Genomic DNA, 17,211 nt, shown 5'->3' on the forward strand with positions numbered 1-17,211 from the left:
CTAATGTGGTGAGGCGTTCGGTGCCCCGCGTGGGGCGCCGCTCACCGTGGGTCTGAAAGTTATTCAGCCAAGTAGTGGTGTTTTGTTGTTGGGGGCGGAGGGCAGCTATGCCGTCCTACCGCTCCCCTCACAACATTGAGTCACCGAATACTTGAACTAAACTTCTTCGACGGAGTTCGGTTCCGACCGGGAAAGGTCGATGCCGAGTTCTTCCGCGGCCCGGAAGACTTCTTCATCCGAGTCTCGCATTTCGATGGTCTGACCGTCGGTTCCAAGAACCTCAACGTTCAAGCACAACGACTGCATTTCCTTGATCAGGACCTTGAACGATTCCGGAACACCAGGTTCTGGGATGTTCTCGCCCTTAACGATCGCTTCGTAGACCTTCACGCGACCGTGAATATCATCAGACTTGATCGTGAGCAGTTCCTGCAGGGTGTATGCGGCGCCGTAGGCCTCCAGGGCCCACACTTCCATCTCACCAAAGCGCTGGCCACCGAACTGTGCCTTACCACCCAGCGGCTGCTGGGTGATCATAGAGTACGGACCGGTGGAACGAGCGTGAATCTTGTCGTCCACCAGGTGGTGAAGCTTCAAGATGTACATGTAACCAACGGCTACTGGATCCGGGAACGGCTGACCGGAGCGGCCGTCAAACAGACGTGCCTTACCGGAGTTGCCGATCAATCGCACACCATCACGGGTGACGTTGGTGTGATCCAGGATGCCGCGGATTTCGTCTTCCGACGCACCATCGAACACCGGGGTGGAAACCGTTGCCGAAGCAACTTCACGTGGCAGATCCGGGAGGTTCTTGACCCACTCCGGCTCGCCCTCGATCTTCCAACCCTGCTTGGCAGCCCAACCGAGGTGGATTTCCAGTACCTGGCCGACGTTCATACGACCCGGTACACCCAGTGGGTTTAGCACTACATCAACCGGGGTTCCGTCTTCAAGGAACGGCATATCTTCGATCGGAAGGATCTTGGAAATAACGCCCTTGTTACCGTGACGACCAGCAAGCTTGTCACCGTTGGTGATCTTACGCTTCTGCGCCACGTACACGCGGACCAACTGGTTGACGCCCGGAGGCAGATCATCGTCGTTGTCGCGATCAAAGATACGCACACCGATGACAACACCGGATTCACCGTGCGGAACCTTCAGCGAGGTATCGCGAACTTCGCGGGACTTCTCACCGAAGATGGCGCGCAGCAGGCGCTCTTCTGGGGTCAGCTCGGTTTCACCCTTGGGGGTGACACGGCCAACGAGGATGTCGCCTGCTTCAACCTCTGCACCGATGTGGATGATGCCGCGCTCGTCGAGCTGCGCCAAGATCTCTTCGGAGACGTTCGGGATGTCGCGGGTAACTTCTTCGGCACCAAGCTTGGTGTCGCGGGCATCAACTTCGTGCTCTTCGATGTGAATCGAGGTGAGCACGTCGTCGGAGACCATGCGCTGGGAGAGGATGATGGCATCCTCGAAGTTGTGACCTTCCCAGGACATGAAGGCAACCAGCAGGTTCTTGCCCAGGGCGAGCTCGCCCTTATCAGTGGACGGGCCGTCGGCGATGATCGAGTTGTAATCAACACGATCGCCTTCGGAAACCATCACGCGCTGGTTGTATGCGTTGCCCTGGTTAGAGCGTGCAAACTTCATGATCGGGTAGGCAGCTTCGGTGCCATCGTCGTTCATGACGGTGACCAGGTCGGCCGAAACCTCGGAGACAACGCCTCCGGTGGTTGCAACTACCGAGTCGCCGGCGTCAACTGCGGCGAACTTCTCCATGCCGGTACCCACCAGTGGGGACTCGGAGGCAAGTAGCGGCACAGCCTGACGCTGCATGTTGGCACCCATGAGTGCGCGGTTAGCATCGTCGTGCTCGAGGAATGGAATCAGGGCGGTTGCCACGGACACCATCTGGCGCGGGGAAACGTCCATGTACTGAACTTCGTCTGCATCAACGATGACGGGCTCGCCGCCACCGCCGCGTTCGCGAACCATGACTGCATCTTCAACGAAGCGGTTTTCTGCATCGAGCGGCGCGTTGGCCTGTGCGATGAAGTTTTCCAGCTCGTCGTCGGCGGTCAGGTAATCGATCTGGTCGGTAACTTGGCCACCAACAACCTTGCGGTATGGGGTTTCGATGAAGCCGAAGGCGTTGATGCGACCGTAGGTAGCCAACGAACCGATCAGACCAATGTTCGGGCCTTCGGGGGTTTCGATGGGGCACATACGACCGTAGTGAGACGGGTGAACGTCTCGAACTTCCATGCCTGCACGGTCACGGGAGAGACCACCCGGGCCCAGCGCGGAAAGACGACGCTTGTGCGTCAGACCGGCTAGCGGGTTGTTCTGGTCCATGAACTGCGAGAGCTGGGAGGTTCCGAAGAACTCCTTGATCGCTGCAACAACCGGGCGGATGTTGATCAGCGTCTGCGGGGTGATTGCCTCGACGTCTTGGGTGGTCATGCGCTCGCGCACAACACGCTCCATACGGGAAAGACCCGTACGAATCTGGTTTTCAATCAATTCGCCAACGGCGCGAATGCGACGGTTACCGAAGTGGTCGATGTCATCGATGGAAACCATCAGGTCAACAGGCTTGCCATCGCGGATACCCGGGGTGGTCTTCTCGCCTGCGTGCAGGGCAACCAGGAACTTGATCATTGCGACGATGTCGTCAATGTTCAGTACCGAGGCTTCCGGGGAGTTCAGCGGGGTTTCTACGCCGAGCTTGCGGTTGATCTTGTAACGACCAACCTTGGCCAGGTCGTAGCGCTTTGGCTCGAAGTACAGGTTCTTCAGCAATGCCTGCGCGGCATCAACCGTCGGCGGCTCGCCCGGGCGAAGCTTACGGTAGATATCCAGGAGTGCTTCTTCCTGGGTATCGGTAGTGTCCTTTTCCAGGGTGGCGCGAATCGAGTCGTACTGACCGAATTCTTCAAGGATGCGGCCTTCGGTCCAGCCAAGAGCCTTAAGCAGCACGGTAACCGACTGCTTGCGCTTGCGGTCGAGACGGACGCCGACCTGGTCGCGCTTGTCAATTTCGAGTTCGAACCAAGCACCACGTGACGGGATGATCTTCGCGGTGAAGATGTCCTTATCGCTGGTCTTGTCCGGGGTGCGCTCGAAGTAGGCTCCCGGGGAACGAACAAGCTGGGAGACTACGACACGCTCGGTGCCGTTGATGATGAAGGTACCCTTGTCCGTCATCAGCGGGAAGTCGCCCATAAACACGGTCTGCTGCTTAATTTCGCCCGTGTTGTTGTTCATGAACTCGGCCTTAACGTACAAAGGGGCCGCGTACGTTGCGTCGCGGTCCTTGCACTCGGCCATGGTGTACTTCGGATCGGCGAACTCAGGCTCCGAGAAGCTCAGGGACATAGTCTCCTGGAAGTCTTCAATCGGGGAGATCTCTTCGAAGATCTCGGCAAGGCCTGAGACGTTGGCTACACTGGTGTCACCAATGGTCTGGGCGTATGCCAGACGGTTCTTCCAGCGTTCGTTACCGATAAGCCAGTCAAAGCTTTCGGTCTGAAGTGCCAAAAGATTAGGAACGTCTAGTGGTTCGTGAATCTTTGCAAAAGAAAGTCGGCCAGCATATTCTGCTGCGCGGGCCGAACTAGCGGTTTGATTGTTAGAGGTGCTCGAGGCGACCAAGATGGATCCTTCCACAGACCGTCAGGTTTCCGACGCCGTCTCTCTGCTCGAGTTTTACTCGACACAGCACCGTTGAGCAGGCCCACCGCTATATGAAGGCCGGAGATGAAAAGAGAAGACGCAAATCTCCACGTTACACCAGTTGACCTACCATGTCTAGTGCCGAACCCGCAAACCCGGGCCGCAGAGCGCATGCTTAATGAGAGATCCGCCACTTCCGCTCCGCAGCAATGTGGAGTAACGCACGGAGGGTCGATCTAGAGGTAGCAGTCCTCACGGTTTGATTCGAAAGCGCGCCTCATCACGTCCCCACCTCCTGACGCCGTAATCGTTGCCGGCGCTCGCAGGCCTTGTGGACGTCTTAACAGGCAACTCTCCACCCTCAGCGCCGTTAAACTCGGCACCATCGCTATTCATGGTGCATTCGAACGTGCAAGGATTGATGCCGACGACGTTCAGGCCGGTTGTGGGCAAAGCCCTGCCCGCCAAAGTTCCATAGCCGCTGGCATTGGTTGGGACGTCAAGGCCGTCAGCAGTAAGCATTTGTGCTGGCGGAGGTCAGGGCGATTCTTTACCGTTGGTACGTGAAGCTTAGAATCGATAGATGAATGAGCAGCTGCCGGCCAACGGCCTTGAACGCATGAAGTCTGACGCTCTTAACCGTGGAATAGAGGTTGCAGTCATCTCCCGCCAGCCGGCTGGTAGCCTGCCCGAGGCAGCATCCCTCATGGGGGTCGAAATTCGTGAGGTCATCAAATCCTTGGTCGTTAGGCACAAGGATGGCTCATTTTTCTTTGCCTTGATCCCCGGTGGACGCACCATTTCTTGGCCCAAACTTCGCGCTTTGCTTGGCGTGAATAAACTTTCCTTGCCACGACCCGAGGTTGCCCTGGCGGCAACCGGATACGAACGGGGAACCATAACTCCCTTTGGTTCGACAACTCCGTGGCCGGTATTCGTAGATGCTAGTATTTCGGCTGGCAGGGTGATACTTGGTGCTGGCGCTCACGGCTATTCAGCCTCTATGGATTCGACTCAAATGATTGCTGCATTACGGGCGACAGTCGCAGATATCAGCGAAGTGGAAGCAGAGCACTAAGCTTTTTACCGACTTTTGAAACGGCGCCGTCGATGAGGCGCGTGACAGCAGTGCCTAAAGGCTTCGCCATAGAGCGTTCAACAAATCTATGAACGAGATATGCCGCCCCTAGGACTGTGGCAATAACTATTGCAAGGGTCAGATACTTCCCACCCGGGAGCTGACCAAACACACCGGTGAGCTTGCTAATCAGCCACCATCCCCATACCTGATGAAGCAAATACACCGGGTAGGTCAGGGCTCCCGCGATAGCGAGACTCTTGAATTGAATCCGTCGGAGGGGCGTAAGTGTTAGCAGTGCGAGCAGCGCATAGAGACTGCCCACAATAATCCAGTACGTCCATGGTTCGACCGAATAGTTGGTGAGCTCTTCTGCTTCGGCCGAGGCAGTGATTCCGGTGAAGTAGGCAGCAATCACCACATTCATCGCCAAAATGATCCATCGTAGAGCACTGTGGCCAAATTTGTAGATCATGAAAAGCATGATTCCCCCGGCAAATAGCGCGGAGTACTGGCTCATCAACAGGGTTGCTTGAGCACCGTTATTGAAGAGGTGATCGGCTACGCCAAGCAGTGGCCAGGCTACTGCCAAGATCGTTATGGCGCGTTTGGTCATGACCCCCAAGAGCATGAGCACCAGGATTAAGATGTAAAACTTCATTTCTACCCAAAGCGTCCAGTACACACCGTCAATATGGCGGACGCCCATGGCAGGGTGGAACATGCTGAGGTTGGCCAACAAGTCTTTAAAGGTGCGTCCATCCCCCATCTGAGGCCAGATTTTGATGACAAGAATTCCGGTGGCAAACACAGCAACCCAATACGCCGGATATAGCCGCGATATTCGTGATCCGATGAATCTGCTGGCGCTTTTGCCATATGCGGAGAGCATGATGACGAAGCCACTGATGATAAAAAAGAGCTGCACTCCTAAATTGCCGAACATGCTGACTTTTGAAAGTGTCGGCCATGTTTCTTGCGCCGTTGAGGTGCCCCAGAATCCATGATGCCACGCGGTGTAGTGATAAAGCAGCACCATGATTGCCGCAAAAAAGCGCAATCCGTCGAGAAGCGCTAGCCTCGGAGATGCCTTGAACTTTTCTGCAGGGGCTTTCACGGTGGCAGGGGGCTGCGGCGCGCTCCGAACAGCGCGTTCCATGAGACTCAAACCGCACCTCCTTCAACCATCCGTCGTTACACTTCCGTTACATACGGTAGCAATTCGTCGGGCGTTGTGGAATCAAAGTGCAGGTTTTGGTGCGATTCCCAGTAAAGACACAGCAAGTACTTCTGCTTGAGACTTAAAAACCGCGGGCTCGTGGAACCAAATGGTTCCACGAGCCCGCGGTGAAAAGTGCGTAAGAGTTACTTGACAGTAACGGTTGCGCCGGCAGCCTCGAGGGCTTCCTTTGCCTTCTCAGCAGCTTCCTTGGTTGCGCCTTCGAGGACGGCCTTCGGAGCCGAGTCAACGACCTCCTTGGCTTCCTTCAGACCCAGGGAAGTCAGTGCACGAACTTCCTTGATAACTGCGATCTTCTTGTCGCCAGCAGCTTCGAGAACTACGTCGAATTCGGTCTGCTCTTCGGCTTCAACGGCACCTGCGGCCGGGCCAGCAACTGCAACAGCTGCTGCGGAGACGTCGAAGGTCTCTTCGAAGGTCTTTACGAACTCTGAGAGTTCGATGATGGTCATTTCCTTGAAGGCTTCCAAGAGCTCTTCGGTGGACAGCTTAGCCATGGTGGGCAGCCTTTCCGTCGGCGGCACATGAGTGCCGCAAGTTACTTGAGTGAGGGGGTGAAGAAAGCTTAGGCTTCTTCGGTGGCGGCTTCGGCAGCAGGTGCCTCAACCTCGGCGGGTGCTTCAGTAGCGCCACCGTTTTCTTCGAGCTTTGCGCGCAGTGCTTCGATGGTGCGGACTGCGGCAGAAGCCGGAGCCTGCAGTACACCAGCAACACGTGCCAGCTGGAACTCACGCGATTCAAGGGCTGCCAAAGCGGCAACTCCGGCTGCGTCAAGGGCCTTGCCCTCGAAGACACCGGTCTTGATGATGAGCTGCTTGTTATCCTTAGCAAAATCCGTGAGGCTCTTAGCGGCAGCAACTGCGTCACCCTTGATAAAGGCGATTGCAGTCGGGCCAGCAAGCTGGCCTTCGAATGCTTCGATGCCGGCTTCCTTTGCTGCGATACCAGTCAAGGTGTTCTTCACTACCGCGTACTTGGTCTCCTGACCAAGTGAGCGGCGAAGCTGCTTGAGCTGCGCAACAGTAAGCCCACGGTATTCGGTCAGGACAGCGGCGGTCGACTCCTTGAAGTCGGCGGTGATTTCCTCAACTGCGGAAATCTTAGTCGGCGTTGCCATAACACTCCTTCCGGGGTATAGATCTGAAACCAGTCGATCTGACCCGGTCAGGAGTACTGACATAAAAAACGCCCCATGCAGGATGCACGGGGCGGAAAATACGCACAAAGATATGCGGAAAATACACTTCGTTCACCTGCGCAGGTCGTCCTTTTGGGACTTTCGGAGCCTCACTGCTAGGCAGCTAAACTCGACCGACGGTCTTCGGTACTCACTAGCGTAACAGTGCATAAACCCCGTAAACAAATCGGGAGCTCGTGTTCCCTATCACCGAGCCCACGCATGGCACCCTCGGGTCGACTCCCAGCACTTCGGCAGTGCGCAGTCTGCCCGCTTCCCAAGGCAAGTGCAACGCAGTTAAAGTACAGAACCCCATTTTCCGTAACTTGGGGGATAACGGAAAACGGGGTTCTGCGGATGAGGCAATGTAACTTGGGGGAAAACATTGCCTCACGTAATGCTCATGGCAGGGCTTGGGGTCTCTGCCAAAAACATCGGTGAATAAATCACCGGTCGCAAATAGATGCGACGCTCTTACCTTATCAGTATTGCCCGGCGACACAAGGATCTAAGTCAAGAAAATTCATGATCTTCGCCCCTCCGCGTGTACTTTATTCGTCATATCTCTCAGCCATGAAGCAAAGGCCCCTGATCAAGTGGCAACTAGGCGAATAAGAAATTATCTAAAATAAGTGATTGACATCTCTTGCTTGCTGCCACCAACTACCCGGCTTCGTTCACAGGTGCAGACGAAGATTCTGCCGCTTTCTTCTTGCGTTGCAAAAGTACGGTAACCACTAGAGCTACAAGCGCCGTAATAGCCAACAGTGAAAGCCCAATGCCATAACTGTTAGTCACCGGGTTATAGGTGGCGCCCATGACCATCGGCGGGAAATAGCCTCCCAAACCACCACCGGCCGAAACCACACCTGTCACCGAACCGACACTCTTGGCGGGCGCTAGAACCCCAACCCAAGCAAATACCCCACCGGTGCCTAGACCGAGGGCCGCTGCCATGGAAAGAAATGTTGCACCCGTTGCCACTTCGGTCTGCGGCTCGGCCATCACAGCGAATGCCAGCGCCGAAACCCCAACGAGCGAGAGAATCACAACGGGTTTGGCACCAATTTTATCGGCGATAATTCCACCGATGGGACGGGCGATGACGGCGGCCAGAGCAAAGCCAGCGGTTCGCGTACCAGCCGCTGTGGGCGACATGTCATAGATATCTCGAAGATAGGTGGGCAGGTAGGCACAGAAACTGACAAATCCACCGAAGACCACCGCGTACAAGAAAGTCATCTGCCAGGTGACCGGGAGCCTCACGGCTTCCATCATTTTGGGGATGAAAGGATCCACAACTGCTACCCGTGCCGGGGAATCGCTCATCGTAAACCACACAAGCGTCGCCATCAGAATCATGAGTCCAACAACCAAGAGATGGGTTTGCAAATAACCAATGCTGGCGGTCAGCCGGGGAGTCAAGAACGCAGCAAGTGCGGTTCCCCCCATGCCCATACCAAAGACACCCGTGGCAAAACCACGCCGTGAGGCCTTGTACCAAGCACTAACAAATGGAATACCGATGGCAAAGACGGTGCCCGCAATGCCCAGGAAGAAAGCGGCTGTTAGCATGAGCCAATATGAGGCGATTCCACCGGCCCAGCTCACTACCAGCACCGGGATGACTGAAATTATTAGCACCCCGGTGAACATGATGCGCCCACCGTGTCGATCGGTAAGTGCACCAACGACGATCCGGCCGAGTGATCCAACCAAGATTGGCATGGCTACCAGCACCGAAATCGCCGTGGAACTGAGATTCATGTCTTCGGTGTACCTGGCTCCCAAGGGAGAAATGACCATCCACCCCCAGAAGCCAACTGTCGAAGCCAAAGTGGCCAGGACCAGATTATATGTAGCTTTTCTCGGGTCGATCTGCTGGCTCATGATGGTTTAGTCCTTTGCGTTGTCGCTAGTTCCAACGTCTGACCATCCGCGCCGCTGGGTCGCGGATGTTGGTGAAGCGGGTTGCTTATCGCGACCGCGGTAAACAATATAGGGACGGAAAAGGTAATGAATTGGTGCCGTGAGCGCGTGGACCAGCCTGGTAAATGGCCAAATCACAAACAAGGCCATGCCCACCAGCGTGTGAATCTTAAACGTCAGGGGCGCTGCAGCAATTGAGGCAATATCCGGTTGGAGCAAGAAGACGGAGCGGAACCACGGGGAGACGGTTTCGCGATAATTGTGCGTGTGGTCCGCTTCGAACACCGAAATGACGGTGGTGGCCAGGCCAAAGACAATGGCTCCTACCAGCACCACGTACATCATCTTGTCGTTCTTAGTGGTTGCAGCGAAGACCGGACCGGTGGTGCGTCGTCGATAGATCAGCAATGCGGCGCCACCCAAGGTTCCAATTCCTGCAATACCTCCAACTAGCAAGGCATTGAAGTGGTAAAAGTTTTGGCTCACGCCCACCGCATCGGTCCATGCCTTGGGAATAATCAGCCCCACCACGTGCCCCACTATCACCGCGAGGATTCCAAAGTGGAATAGTGGCGAGGCGATGCGCAGAAGTCGGGACTCATAAAGCTGGCTGGAGCGCGTCGTCCAACCAAATTGGTCATATTTGTGCCGCCAAATCAACCCGCCCACCAGGATTGCCAGCATGAAATAGGGGAAAACTCCCCACACGATGACATCCCAGGTACCTACGGTTTCTGCTGGCATAGCTACAGGCTCCTCACTGGCAGTAATTCGCGATTGAATGGCTCAAGCCCTACCGATTCGGTGGGTGGTCCGTGCCCGGCTAGGGCCATTGCTTGGTCCCTGTCATGCACACTGGGGCCAGGAAGCGTGGCGCTCAGCGCTTGCAAGAGCAACGCGTAGGGCGATTTGGCTTCTTCCAGTGCCAGCCGAAGTAGCTCGATGCTGGCACGATATTCACCCATGAGTTTGAGCCCGCCGGCAGGATCGGCAATTGCCGCATATTCGAGAACCATCGGTAAGAAGTCCGGTAACTCGCCCTGCGTATCAACCAAGAAGTCACTAGTTCGGTAGGCCTGTTTAAACGCTGCGAGCACTTCGCCGCGGCGCCGGGTATCACCATCTGTCCAATAGGAAAGATAGAGCGCATGTTTGCGGCTCAAATCAAAGGTCTGAACGTAACTAAGCTCCAGCACATCCGTTGGTGTGGTCTTGAGATACTCGAGGAACTGCCCAATGCGTTCCTTGGCTTCGACCTGTTTTGCGGCCCTCTCATTTTTGCTACTGCGCGCAAATAACCCGGGCTTTTCCGGTTGCACGTTGGCAAGTGCCTGGCCCAATGTGGGGATTTGATGCAACAATTCCTCGTCGGGATAACACAGGGTTATGGAGATCAGCCGATGAAAAAGCCTGGTGTTACTCATTTGGGCTCTCCCTGGTGCTGGTGCTTGGTGGGAAAGAGTCCCTCGGGCGCGCCGGTTCCGTCCCAGTTCAGCAAGTTCACCCGTCCGCGCAAGGAATCTGCACTTGGTGCTTCCCCCGAGGTCTGTCGATCCCGCAGGGCGTTGAACGTCTCGATGGCCACCGGGGTTGGGGTGCCGCTGGCCTCACCGAAGGGCGAGTTTTCATACATCCCCACCTCATCATCGAAGTCAAGGGAACAGCCCATCTCCTCCAGATCGTGGGCCTGTTCACGGTGTGCCTGTGGGATGACGTAGCGGTCCTCATACTTGGCGATGGCCATCAGCCGGTACATCTCGTAAAGTTCTTCCTCACTCATGCCCACAGCAGCGGGAATTGAGGCATCGGGCTCTTGACCTAGTGCGATACCCCGCATGTAGGAGCGCATGGCAGCAAGTTTTCGTAGCACCTCGGTGATCTTGCTGGTATCCCCCGCGGTGAAAAGTTCCGCCAAATATTCGACGGGAATACGTAATTCTTCGATGGCCCCAAAGAGGGTTCCGGCACCCTCGGCGTCGTGGCCCTGATCGCGCAACAGGTCAACGACCGGGGACAACGGCGGCACATACCAGACCATGGGCATGGTCCGATACTCGGGGTGTAACGGCAACGCTACCTTGTAGATCTTGGCCAGCGCGTAGACAGGTGAACGTTTTGCCGCATCGAGCCAGTCCTCCGGGATGCCCTGCTTCCGGGCCTCGGCAATCACCATTGGATCGTTGGGGTCAAGAATCAGTTCGAGCTGCTTTTCGTAGAGATCCTGCTCATTTTCGGTGGCGGCCGCGGCTCCCACAAGATCCGCATCGTAGAGGAATAACCCCAGGTAACGCAGGCGTCCCACACAGGTTTCCGAGCAGACGGTGGGCAAACCAATCTCGAGGCGCGGGTAGCACATGGTGCATTTCTCCGCTTTGCCGGTCTTGTGATTGAAGTAGATCTTCTTGTACGGGCAGCCGGTGATACATTGGCGCCAACCACGGCATTTATCCTGATCCACCAGCACAATTCCGTCTTCGACGCGTTTATAGATGGCTCCCGAGGGGCACGAGGCCATACATGAGGGGTTCAAACAATGCTCACAAATGCGTGGCAGGTAGAACATGAAGGTTTTTTCAAACTCAAATTTAATCTTCTCGTTTGATTCGCGGCGCACCGCCTCCACGATGGGATCTAGGTGGCCAAGTTCGTGCACGCCGCCGAGGTTATCATCCCAGTTGGCACTCCAGGTGATGTCCGTATCCTTGCCGGTAATCAACGATTTTGGCCTAGCTACCGGGAAATCATCGCCCGCCGGGGCATCGATCAACGTCTTGTAGTCGTAGGTCCAAGGTTCGTAGTAGTCCTTGAGCTCCGGCTGGACTGGGGAGGTGAAAATGCCGAAGAGCTTCTTGACCCGGCCTCCGGCCTTGAGTTTCAATCGGCCCGATTTGGTGCGTGTCCAGCCACCCTTCCAGGTTTCCTGATCCTCGTATCGTCGCGGGTACCCCTGACCGGGACGCGTTTCAACGTTGTTGAACCACACATATTCGGTTCCGGCCCGGTTGGTCCAGGCCTGTTTGCAGGTCACCGAGCAGGTGTGGCAACCAATGCACTTATCCAGGTTCATTACCATTCCCATTTGGGCCATGACACGCATTAGAAGACAACTTTCTGGTTGCGGCGACGGATGGTGGAGACCACGTCGCGTTGGTTGCCGGTGGGGCCAAGGTAGTTGAACGCGTAGGTGAGCTGCGCGTACCCGCCAATCAGGTGCGTGGGTTTAACCAGCAGCCTGGTCACCGAGTTGTGGATGCCACCGCGCCGTCCGGTGGCCTCGGACTTGGGGACATCGATGGTGCGTTCCTGGGCGTGGTGCACATACGCAACGCCCTCGGGCATGCGGTGCGAAACCACCGAACGGCCCACCAGCACGCCATTGGCGTTGACACATTCAACCCATTCGTTGTCCTTGACTCCGATGGCGGCCGCGTCCTGCACACTGAGCCACACCGTGGGGCCACCACGGGAGAGCGAAAGCATGAACAGGTTGTCCTGGTATTCGGAGTGAATCGACCATTTGGAGTGCGGCGTGAGGTAGCGGACGGTAATTTCCTTGGAACCGTCAGCTCCGAGCTTGGGCTCACCAAAGAGCCGGTGCATATCAAGTGGTGGACGATACATCGGTAGTTGTTCGCCGGTATCGCGTATCCAGTCATGATCGAGGAAGAAATGCATGCGCCCGGTGAGCGTGTGCCAGGGCTTGAGCCGTTCCACATTGACGGTAAAAGGTGCATAGCGTCGACCGCCGGTCTCCGAACCCGACCATTCTGGCGAGGTGATCACCGGTTGCGGGGCGGCCTGCGTCATCGCAAAGGTGATGCGTTTTTCCGCCGATCCCTCGGCCAAATCCGCAAGTTTCCTCCCGGTGCGTACCTCAAGATCCTTGAAGCCTTGCACCGCGAGTTCACCATTGGTGGTGCCGGAAAAGGCAAGGATGGCTTCGGCCATCTTCTCATCGGTGTCGATGGCGGGGCGGCCCGCGGCTGCACCGTGGCTCATCACCCCATGCAATGCGCCAAGGCGCTTGGTCTCGTGCTCAACCTTGTAGGTAACATTTTTGACGGTGAAGCCAAGCGTGTCCGCAAGTGGACCAACGGCCGAGAGCTTATCGGCGATAGCCGTATAGTCACGCTCGACGATCGAGAAGTTTGGCAGGTTCTTCCCCGGCACACCCGGTGCCCCGCTACCCTTCCAATCATTGACCCGACCCCCAGGCTGAGCCAGTTGACCACGAGTGTCATGCTGCATGGGAACCGAAACCAGGTCCTTGCGGGTGCCCAAATGAGTTTCGGCCTGGCGCGAGAGCTCCCGGGCCAGCAAATGGAAGGTCTCAAAGTCGGTCTTGGACTGCCAGGGTGGGTCGATGGCCGGGGTAAAGGCGTGCACAAATGGGTGCATATCGGTGGAGGACAGATCGTGTTTCTCGTACCAGGTGGCGGCCGGGAAGACGATGTCCGAGAGTAGCGTGGTACTTGTCATGCGGAAATCCGCGCTCATCAGCAGATCGAGTTTTCCTTCTGGGGCCTTCTCATGCCAGCGCACGTCTTTGGGGTGCGTCTCGGTTTCGTGGTTATCCTGCCCCATGACGTTGTTGTGCGTACCCAAAAGGTGTTTGAGGAAGTATTCGTTGCCCTTGGCCGAGGAACCAAAGAGGTTTGAGCGCCACAGCACGAGGGTGCGCGGCCAGTTTTCGGGTGCATCGATGTCTTCGATGGCGTGGGTTAGCTCGCCGGTATGCAGCGCATCGGCAATATAGTCCCCGGGGTTCTGAGCATTCCCCGCATCCACGGCGGCCTGGGCCTGCTCCGCAACCTCGAGTGGGTTCTTATTGAATTGTGGGTAGAACGGCATCCAGCCCATGCGGGTTGACTGCGCCAATGAGTCGGCGGTGTGCATTCCATCCAGTGAGCCTTCGGAGAGCGGAGATTTCAGTGCATCTGCCGAGTACCCGTCCTGCCGCCACTGGTCGGTGTGCATGTACCAGTAGCCGGTGCCGATCATGGTGCGCGGTGGGCGCTGCCAGTCAAGGGCATTAGCTAGGGATACCCAGCCGGTGATGGGACGGCACTTTTCTTGTCCCACGTAGTGTGCCCAACCGCCACCGTTGCGGCCCATGGAACCGGTGAGCAGCAGCAGCGAGAGGATGGCGCGGTAGGTTGCATCTCCATGGAACCACTGGCAGATGCCAGCTCCCATGATGATCATTGAGCGTCCGCCGGAGTCTTCGGCATTTTGTGCGAATTCTCGGGCAATGCGGGCACATGCGTCCGCGGGAACACTGGTTATTTCTTCTTGCCAAGCCGGGGTGTAAGGCGTGCTGACATCGTCATATCCGCTGGCCCAATCCCCCGGCATGCCCTCGCGACCAATGCCGTATTGGGCAAGCATCAAATCGAAAACTGTCGTGACAAGCTTGCCGGCGACGCGGGTGGTTGGCACACCGCGGTGAAGGATCGAGCCGATGCCTTCGGCATCTTCAAAGACCGGCAGGCGGATAGCCTGCGGCTGTTGATCGGGGATCTCTGCAAGGCTCAGGGCCGGGGTGATGTCACCTAAATCGAGGTTCCATTTACCGGTATCTTGGTCGTTGTACCTGAAGCCGAGCGAACCGTTGGGGACCTGCGCGCTATGGGTAGTGGTGTCCCAGAGGACCGTTTTGAATTCTGGGTCGGCCGCGCCAACATGCTCATCACCCAAATCCGCCGCGGTCAGGAACTTTCCAGGGACTAGGCCCTGCCCGTCGGGGTGTTGATTTAGGGTAATCAGGAATGGCAGGTCGGTATAGCTCTTGACGTAGTCGGTGAAGAATGGAACTTCTCGGTCGATGAAGAATTCCTTGAGCAGTACGTGTCCCATGCCCATGGCCAGTGCGGCATCGGTTCCCGCTTGGGCGGGCAGCCATTCGTCGGCAAACTTGGTGTTATCCGCATAGTCGGGGCTGATGGTGACAACTTTGGTGCCCTTGTAGCGGGCTTCTGCCATCCAGTGGGCGTCGGGGGTGCGGGTGACCGGGACGTTAGAACCCCACATCATCAGGTACGTCGAATCCCACCAGTCCCCCGATTCGGGGACGTCTGTCTGGTCACCAAAGACCTGTGGGCTGGCCACCGGCAGGTCGGCATACCAGTCGTAAAAGCTTGTCATCACCCCGCCAATGAGCTGGATGAAGCGGGTTCCAACGCAGTGACTGACCATTGACATGGCAGGGATCGGGGAGAATCCAGAGACCCGGTCCGGACCATATTTTTTGATGGTATTTACGTGTGCCGCGGCCGAAATTTCGATGGCTTCGTTCCAGCTGGTGCGCACCAGTCCGCCCTTGCCCCGGGCCTGTTGATAGCGCGCACGGGTTTCGGGATTGGAAGAAATTTCGTCGAAGGCGAGTACCGGATCGCCCAGGCGAGCCTTGGCTTCGCGGTACATCTCAAGTAATACACCACGTGCATAGGGGTAACGAACACGGGTTGGCGAATAGGTGTACCAGGAAAATGCTGCACCACGCGGGCAACCACGGGGTTCGTATTCGGGCCGGTCCGGGCCGACCGATGGGTAATCGGTTTGTTGCGCTTCCCAAGTGATGATGCCGTCCTTGACATACACTTTCCATGAGCAAGAGCCCGTACAGTTTACCCCGTGAGTGGATCTAACAACCTTGTCGTGGCTCCACCGATCGCGATAGAAAACATCGCCCTTGCGTCCGCCCTCTCGGAAAACCGCCCGGTTATCATCAGTGGTTTCCCATCGTGTGAAAAATTTACCGACCTTCAAAAGTGCGTCGGCTGCGCTTGAATCTGTCCCCGGGATGCTCTGGCCTATGCTCATGGATGCACCATATGCCGAAAACTAGCCACTTGACTAGGATATGCTCCTCGTATCTAACTCAATGGCTAGAAAACCTTGACTTTGAGCGGTTTCAATTAGCGCACACATGACTGATCTTTTCGCAATTGTTAACGCCGAACAGTATTAGCCTTCCCGCGTCCGGGGTGCGCCTCTTAGCCACACGTTTCACAGGCCTGGGGAGCGCGCAGAGGCGAGCTTTGAGTGCCACATCGTCATCGCTAGCGGAGGCCCCAGCTTCCGTTGATGACCTTGGCCGATCGCGGGGCACATAACTTTTGATAAGCAGCACCCTCGATTCTCATGCATTTCTAACCTTCGAGTTTGCTATTTACCGGCTTTCGTTTCCTGTTCTAGGCTTCGCGCTGATAACTTGTCGAAACTTCGCGATGAACTTAAAACAGTATTGCCCGCCCCCACCGAAGTGGAAACGGGCAATACTAAACGATGCGACGTTATTATGCGTCGCCGAGGACGCGAGTCACGTTCGAATCAACCGGGACGCCCGGGCCGAAGGTGGTTGCGACGGTTGCCTTGGTGATGTAGCGGCCCTTGGAAGAGGAAGGCTTCAAACGAAGAACCTCATCCAGTGCTGCTGCGTAGTTCTCTGCAAGCTTCTGTGCATCGAAGGAAACCTTGCCGATGATGAAGTGCAGGTTCGAGTGCTTGTCGACGCGGAAGTCGATCTTGCCACCCTTGATGTCGTTGACAGCCTTGGCCACGTCCATGGTGACGGTACCGGTCTTCGGGTTCGGCATCAGGTTACGAGGACCCAAAACCTTACCCAAACGGCCAACCTTGCCCATGAGGTCCGGGGTAGCAACTGCTGCGTCGAAGTCGGTCCAGCCGCCAGCGATCTTAGCGATCAGATCGTCTGAGCCGACGAAGTCGGCGCCGGCTGCGATTGCTGCCTCAGCCTTGTCACCGTTTGCGAACACGAGGACGCGAGCGGTCTTACCAGTGCCGTGTGGCAGGATAACCGTGCCACGGACCATCTGGTCGGCCTTACGCGGGTCGACACCGAGGCGGAATGCAACCTCAACGGTCTCGTCGGCCTTCGAGAAGGCGATGTCCTTAGCCAAAGCAATTGCTTCAACCGGTGCGTAGAACTTGTCTTCTTCGATCTTAGCCGCGGCGGCTACGAATGCTTTACTGCGCTTTGCCATCTGCTTTTTCTCCTTATGCAGTCGTGGTCATCTTTGGGTCGCGCGCGACCCTGCCACTTGCGATCGGGTGTCCACCAAGTGGTGGAAGAATCCTGAC

The 17,211-nt window shown here is 56.6% G+C and carries 12 protein-coding genes; 2 read left to right on the top strand and 10 right to left on the bottom strand.

What is annotated here, in order from left to right:
* Positions 1-156: 156 nt before the first annotated feature.
* A complete protein-coding gene (rpoB, locus tag CQ018_RS02190; protein WP_105548675.1) occupies positions 157-3,663 on the bottom strand; it encodes a DNA-directed RNA polymerase subunit beta in 3,507 nt (1,168 codons plus the stop codon).
* Between the two features lie 327 nt (positions 3,664-3,990).
* On the opposite strand from rpoB, the gene CQ018_RS02195 reads away from it, so the two are divergent.
* Both CQ018_RS02195 and CQ018_RS02200 read left to right on the top strand, forming a co-directional pair.
* On the top strand, positions 3,991-4,251 hold the full coding sequence (locus tag CQ018_RS02195; RefSeq protein WP_258142397.1) for a hypothetical protein: 261 nt from the start codon (positions 3,991-3,993) through the stop codon (positions 4,249-4,251).
* A 16-nt stretch (positions 4,252-4,267) separates the two neighbouring features.
* Positions 4,268-4,762, top strand: coding sequence for an aminoacyl-tRNA deacylase (locus CQ018_RS02200; RefSeq protein ID WP_105548319.1), 495 nt, complete (start codon positions 4,268-4,270; stop codon positions 4,760-4,762).
* On the opposite strand, the gene CQ018_RS02205 is transcribed toward CQ018_RS02200, so the two are convergent.
* From CQ018_RS02205 to rplA, 9 genes are all read right to left on the bottom strand, one after another.
* Complete coding sequence (locus tag CQ018_RS02205; protein ID WP_105548320.1) at positions 4,737-5,921, bottom strand: acyltransferase; 1,185 nt, start codon at positions 5,919-5,921, stop codon at positions 4,737-4,739. The two genes, CQ018_RS02200 and CQ018_RS02205, sit on opposite strands and share 26 nt — an antisense overlap.
* A gap of 206 nt (positions 5,922-6,127) precedes the next feature.
* Positions 6,128-6,499, bottom strand: coding sequence for a 50S ribosomal protein L7/L12 (gene rplL, locus CQ018_RS02210; protein WP_105548321.1), 372 nt, complete (start codon positions 6,497-6,499; stop codon positions 6,128-6,130).
* A gap of 68 nt (positions 6,500-6,567) precedes the next feature.
* Entirely contained in the window at positions 6,568-7,119 is a 552-nt protein-coding gene (gene rplJ, locus CQ018_RS02215; protein WP_105548322.1) for a 50S ribosomal protein L10, read from the bottom strand.
* Positions 7,120-7,842: 723 nt separating this feature from the next.
* Positions 7,843-9,069 (bottom strand): NarK/NasA family nitrate transporter, encoded by a 1,227-nt coding sequence (locus CQ018_RS02220; RefSeq protein WP_105548323.1) that lies wholly within the window; start codon positions 9,067-9,069, stop codon positions 7,843-7,845.
* Between the two features lie 6 nt (positions 9,070-9,075).
* On the bottom strand, positions 9,076-9,852 hold the full coding sequence (narI, locus tag CQ018_RS02225) for a respiratory nitrate reductase subunit gamma (protein WP_105548324.1): 777 nt from the start codon (positions 9,850-9,852) through the stop codon (positions 9,076-9,078).
* 2 nt (positions 9,853-9,854) lie between these two features.
* Complete coding sequence (gene narJ, locus CQ018_RS02230; protein ID WP_105548325.1) at positions 9,855-10,532, bottom strand: nitrate reductase molybdenum cofactor assembly chaperone; 678 nt, start codon at positions 10,530-10,532, stop codon at positions 9,855-9,857.
* Complete coding sequence (gene narH, locus CQ018_RS02235; RefSeq protein ID WP_105548326.1) at positions 10,529-12,205, bottom strand: nitrate reductase subunit beta; 1,677 nt, start codon at positions 12,203-12,205, stop codon at positions 10,529-10,531. Before narH ends, narJ begins: the two co-directional genes overlap by 4 nt.
* Positions 12,205-15,930, bottom strand: a complete 3,726-nt coding sequence (locus CQ018_RS02240) for a nitrate reductase subunit alpha (RefSeq protein ID WP_105548327.1) — start codon at positions 15,928-15,930, stop codon at positions 12,205-12,207. Before CQ018_RS02240 ends, narH begins: the two co-directional genes overlap by 1 nt.
* 476 nt (positions 15,931-16,406) lie before the next feature.
* On the bottom strand, positions 16,407-17,114 hold the full coding sequence (gene rplA / locus CQ018_RS02245) for a 50S ribosomal protein L1 (RefSeq protein ID WP_105548328.1): 708 nt from the start codon (positions 17,112-17,114) through the stop codon (positions 16,407-16,409).
* Between the last annotated feature and the right edge of the window lie 97 nt (positions 17,115-17,211).

Origin of the sequence: Arthrobacter sp. MYb227 (genome assembly GCF_002975435.1) — a bacterium.
In the GTDB taxonomy this organism is placed as follows: Bacteria; Actinomycetota; Actinomycetes; order Actinomycetales; family Micrococcaceae; genus Paeniglutamicibacter.

What these genes read in the sequence shown, in the direction of transcription:
- CQ018_RS02220 (WP_105548323.1), bottom strand. Translation starts at nt 9,069, where the DNA reads ATGAGCCAGCAGATCGACCCGAGAAAAGCTACATATAATCTGGTCCTG.
- rplA (WP_105548328.1), bottom strand. Translation starts at nt 17,114, where the DNA reads ATGGCAAAGCGCAGTAAAGCATTCGTAGCCGCCGCGGCTAAGATCGAA.
- CQ018_RS02200 (WP_105548319.1), top strand. Translation starts at nt 4,268, where the DNA reads ATGAATGAGCAGCTGCCGGCCAACGGCCTTGAACGCATGAAGTCTGAC.
- narH (WP_105548326.1), bottom strand. Translation starts at nt 12,205, where the DNA reads ATGCGTGTCATGGCCCAAATGGGAATGGTAATGAACCTGGATAAGTGC.
- CQ018_RS02240 (WP_105548327.1), bottom strand. Translation starts at nt 15,930, where the DNA reads ATGAGCATAGGCCAGAGCATCCCGGGGACAGATTCAAGCGCAGCCGAC.
- rplJ (WP_105548322.1), bottom strand. Translation starts at nt 7,119, where the DNA reads ATGGCAACGCCGACTAAGATTTCCGCAGTTGAGGAAATCACCGCCGAC.
- narI (WP_105548324.1), bottom strand. Translation starts at nt 9,852, where the DNA reads ATGCCAGCAGAAACCGTAGGTACCTGGGATGTCATCGTGTGGGGAGTT.
- rplL (WP_105548321.1), bottom strand. Translation starts at nt 6,499, where the DNA reads ATGGCTAAGCTGTCCACCGAAGAGCTCTTGGAAGCCTTCAAGGAAATG.
- narJ (WP_105548325.1), bottom strand. Translation starts at nt 10,532, where the DNA reads ATGAGTAACACCAGGCTTTTTCATCGGCTGATCTCCATAACCCTGTGT.
- CQ018_RS02205 (WP_105548320.1), bottom strand. Translation starts at nt 5,921, where the DNA reads ATGGAACGCGCTGTTCGGAGCGCGCCGCAGCCCCCTGCCACCGTGAAA.